Source organism: Microvirga aerilata (assembly GCF_016743775.1).
GTDB lineage: Bacteria > Pseudomonadota > Alphaproteobacteria > Rhizobiales > Beijerinckiaceae > Microvirga > Microvirga aerilata.
In genome coordinates this window covers 1-4,078 of the sequence record NZ_JAEQMY010000196.1, presented here as the reverse complement: position 1 = coordinate 4,078, position 4,078 = coordinate 1, and the positions used below count along the sequence as shown (strand labels likewise).

Here is a 4,078-nt window from a genome sequence, read left to right as displayed (position 1 = left end):
CGGGTATCGTTCACCGCGTGAGTTCATTGCCTCACGCCAACCGGGATGATCTGTCCGATCTTTCAGGGGCAACAACAGCCCAAACTATGGGAGATGAGTTCAAACATACCCGAAGGACCTAAGTTAAACATGCCGCTCAGTTAGCTTTGGCGTGTGCTAAGATGTAAGACCAACATGGGAGGGAACAAACGATGGGACTAACAGGACAGGGCAACTTTTATCTTACCGTGAAAGAGGGGCTCGAAGGAAAGCCCTTCCTTATGCTAGAGCCCACTGGTGCGAACAAGGAACTCCTCGAAGGTGGCCATATCGTGCTGACGCTTCGAGAGGGCACGACTTTTGCAGGAGCGCAAACTCTCGCCATTGAAATGAAGAAGCATATTACTGGAGCGACAATAGCAAAAGGCGGCTGAGCCCCTACATCATCAACTCCAGTCTCCTAGCCAGGCAGTTCATAGCGTGGTCTCAATCACTCCATCGGCGATGGGTAAGCCGTCGAGCATGAGGTCAACGTGCGTCTTCAAGATTGCTTTTCTGCTGACCGGTCAGGGACTTCACGGTAGCTCTCGTGCAGGGCGGCTTTGTTGCATGGATCGGATTATGCGCTCGTTGAAGGCCCACGACCCTCCGTTCAGGCGATAGGAACCGATTTCGAGCGCCCAAGCTCAAGCATTTGGTTCAAGGCCTGAACTGCAATGGTGACCTTAGTCGCACGGTGGTGTTCCATCCGCGAGCGTAAGGCGTTTCCAATCACCCGTTTAAGCCGGCTGAATGCGTCCTCCGCCAAGGCTCGACGAGTGTACCCGGACCTCCTTTGCCAGCCCATGCGTCCATGTTCGGCCATGCTTTGCAGATGCCGATCGCGCTGGTTCGGAGCGCTCTCTGCCATCTCGCTTGGTACCGCAGTTGCTCGTGGTAGAACGATCACTTCCGCATCAGGAGCGCGCTTGGCGATGATGTCGTAGCGAGGATCTGTCCACGTGGAGCACAGGGGTGCAGGCTCAAGAGCGAACGATCCTTCTTCAGAGGGGTTAGCCATTTGTGAATTGCAAAAAGGGAGGGGCTGGAGCCATCCATTACGAAGGTCGTGAGTGTGGCAGTCCAGCAATCACGCTGCCCCAGCCCGGTAGCAACCTGGGCTATCTTCAAGCGCACAACGACCCAAGCTGTCTTGGCCGATTTCAGAGAAACGGGAGCAGGAAGCCATCCCATCAGCTATGACCCTCTGGACCTAGGCCTTCTCCGCGCCGTCGAAGGGCGTCCCTGAGGGGACGTGGATCGTCTCTATAAGCTCTCTCTTCAGGTGTGCAGCTTGTCACAGCCCCTTGGTAGAGGGATGAGGACCGCTTACGTGTGTTTGCATACCCCATCTTAAGCGGTTCCTGGCCAGCCTCAGCATCAAGTTGATGCTGAGTTGATTATTGTTTCTGGATACAACAGTGAGTTCAATCATGTGCCCCACACCCGAGCAGCGTAAGGTCCTCCTTCTTGAGGAAGCGCACAGGAGCGCCTCGATGACTGCGCTCCTGACCAGGGCTGAGTTTGAAGTTATCCAAGTCCAAAATCCGGATGAAGCTTGGGCTATCCTGGAAGCGCAGGACGATGTAGACGTTCTCCTGGCTGATATCGACATCCCGAGTCCGACAGGCGGTGTTGACCTGGGCTGGTACGTCCGTGACCGCTGGCCTGGGTTAGGGCTGGTCCTGACCTCAGATCAGGTGCGCCATCTTCGGCCTGACGAGGTTCCCGGTGATGGATGTTTTCTGCCTCATCCCGTCCCGGCCGATACCTTGCTGGATGAGGTTCGATTGGCTGTGCGCCGTCATTGAATGCACTTCCACTCCAGAAAGCTCCCAGCCTACGTTCTTCGAGCAGTCTGGGGCGTATAGGGGGTTAGTGCCCTCTGCATCGAGACTCTGCCTGCATATGGGGCGCTTACCCGGCAATGGATTGGCACTACAAAGGCGCATCCTGCTGGGGGCGCCTGTAAAGGGATTCGGACGTGGCAGTACAGGGGACCCCGTTGATTCAGGACATGTTCCTCAAACATCTCCGGGATAACAGGATTGAAGTGACCGTATTTCTTGTAACCGGAATTAGGCTGCAAGGTCGGATCAAGCGGTTCGATAACTTTACGGTCGAGCTTGCGAGAGGTGATAGCTCCCAAATCATCTACAAGCATGCCATTTCGGCGATCAACCCAGCCGAGCTAATCCAACTGGCCCATCCAAGCAACGAGAGTTAAGCCGGATCAACATCATCAGGCGGTCTACTCAAGCTTTATGGAAGCTATTTAACGTCGCAGCTGAGGCAGCACCTTGCTGCCGAACGCCTCGATGAAGGCACTCTGATTGCGCCCGACCTGATGCAACTGCAATTCATGAAAGCCTAGGTCAACATATTGGCTCAGCCACTCTGCATGCTGGTCGAGGTCGGCGGAAATCAGGAGCGACTGCTTCATGTCCTCCGGCTTCACATACCGCGTCGCCGTGTCAAAGTCTTGAGGGGAGCGCAGTTCCCAGTTCACCTCACCCCCGAGCACGTTGTAGCGCCATTGCTCATACGCACCCTGGAGCGCCTCCTCCTCAGTCGGTGCCCAGTTCAGACCAACCTGCATGAACAGCGGCTTGCCTTCACCGCCCCCACGCCAGAACGCCTCCGCTACTTTCCTGACCTGATCAGGCTTTCCACTGACGGTCAGAAGACCATCCGCCCAGCTGCCAAGGAACTCCGCTGTGGTCTCCGTCACCGCAGCTCCAAGCAGCATCGGGGGCTCCTTCGGAAGCGAGTAGAGTTTGCAATCGACTAAGGTCACTCTGCCGTAGTGGGAAACTGTCTCGCCCCTGAGCAGGGCCCGGATGATGTCGGCACATTCGCGCAGGCGCGCATTCCTTTCTGCTTTCTCGGGCCAGGCGACACCGGTCAGGTCCTCGTTCAAGCGCTGGCCGCTCCCCAACTTTAACCAGAGACGGCCCGGGAACATCTCGCACAAGGTGGCCGCTGCTTGCGCCAGAATAGCCGGATGATAGCGGTAGCCGGGTGCGGAGATGACGCCAAAGGGAAGCCCTGTCGACTGCAGGGCGGCTCCAAGCCAAGACCAGGCGAAGCCCGATTGACCTTGGGTTGGCCCCCATGGTCGGAAGTGATCGGACGACATGGCACAGTTAAATCCGGCGCTCTCGGCGAGTTGGACAAGGCGGAGGAGTTCCGAGGGAGCAAACTGCTCATGGGAGGCATGGAAGCCGATCCGAGCCATCAGGGTGGTCATCCTTCATTCCCGCAGGCAACCAGACTCCCTGATGATAGTTCCTCCCCACGATGGCGGGTCAGCTGCACTGTCAGGAGGGGATAGTGGCTCATAGGGGATTGGCCGATTACGCATGGTGGCAATACGGGATTGTGTACCAGATCTATCCGCGCTCGTTTCAGGATTCGAACAGCGACGGGATTGGCGATCTTCCGGGCATCCTCTCGCGTATCGACCACCTCGTGGACCTCGGGGTTGACGCCATCTGGATTTCTCCAGTCTATCCCTCCCCAATGGCCGATTTCGGTTATGACGTGGCCGAATATTGCGCCATCCATCCAAGCTTCGGCTCATTGGATGATTTCGACAGGCTGATCGCTGCAGCGCATGAGCGCAATCTCAAACTGATCCTCGACTATGTCCCTAATCATACCTCGAATCAGCATCCCTGGTTCATCGAGAGCCGCTCGTCCCGCACGAGCCCAAAGCGGAACTGGTATATCTGGCGTGATGCCAAGCCGGACGGCTCTCCTCCCAGTAATTGGTTGAGCGAATTCGGAGGCTCAGCGTGGACGTGGGATGAAGCAACCGGCCAGTACTACTACCACGCCTATCTCAAGGAGCAGCCCGATCTGAACTGGCGCAATCCGGAGGTTCGGAAGGCCATGCTCGATACTCTCCGATTTTGGCTGGATCGCGGAGTTGATGGCTTCCGCGTCGATGCCATCCATCACCTGTTCAAGGATGCGCAGCTTCGGGACAACCCACTCAATCCAGACTGGCGCCAGGGCATGTCCCCATCCCGGCGGCTCATCCGCACCCGCACCATGG

The 4,078-nt window shown here is 57.0% G+C and carries 5 protein-coding genes; 4 read left to right on the top strand and 1 reads right to left on the bottom strand.

Translation table 11 applies throughout. From position 1 onward, the window contains the following. Nucleotides 1–191 precede the first annotated feature (191 nt). The 3 genes from JKG68_RS31280 (at nucleotide 192) to hfq (ending at nucleotide 2,245) form a co-directional block, all read left to right on the top strand. Entirely contained in the window at nucleotides 192–413 is a 222-nt protein-coding gene (locus JKG68_RS31280; RefSeq protein WP_202066229.1) for a hypothetical protein, read from the top strand. Nucleotides 414–1,514: 1,101 nt separating this feature from the next. Next, the gene (locus JKG68_RS31275; protein WP_202066228.1) at nucleotides 1,515–1,829 is read left to right on the top strand and encodes a response regulator; all 315 of its coding nucleotides are present in this window, start codon (nucleotides 1,515–1,517) and stop codon (nucleotides 1,827–1,829) included. Between the two features lie 173 nt (nucleotides 1,830–2,002). Next, nucleotides 2,003–2,245, top strand: coding sequence for an RNA chaperone Hfq (hfq, locus tag JKG68_RS31270; protein WP_376773246.1), 243 nt, complete (start codon nucleotides 2,003–2,005; stop codon nucleotides 2,243–2,245). Nucleotides 2,246–2,293: 48 nt separating this feature from the next. Here the strand turns inward: hfq and JKG68_RS31265 are convergent, their stop codons facing one another. Beyond that, a complete protein-coding gene (locus tag JKG68_RS31265; protein ID WP_202066231.1) occupies nucleotides 2,294–3,256 on the bottom strand; it encodes a TIGR03885 family FMN-dependent LLM class oxidoreductase in 963 nt (320 codons plus the stop codon). Between the two features lie 62 nt (nucleotides 3,257–3,318). Between JKG68_RS31265 and JKG68_RS31260 the strand changes: the two genes are divergently transcribed. After that, the coding region (locus JKG68_RS31260) for an alpha-amylase family glycosyl hydrolase (RefSeq protein WP_246516106.1) at nucleotides 3,319–4,078 on the top strand (760 nt) is incomplete at its 3' end.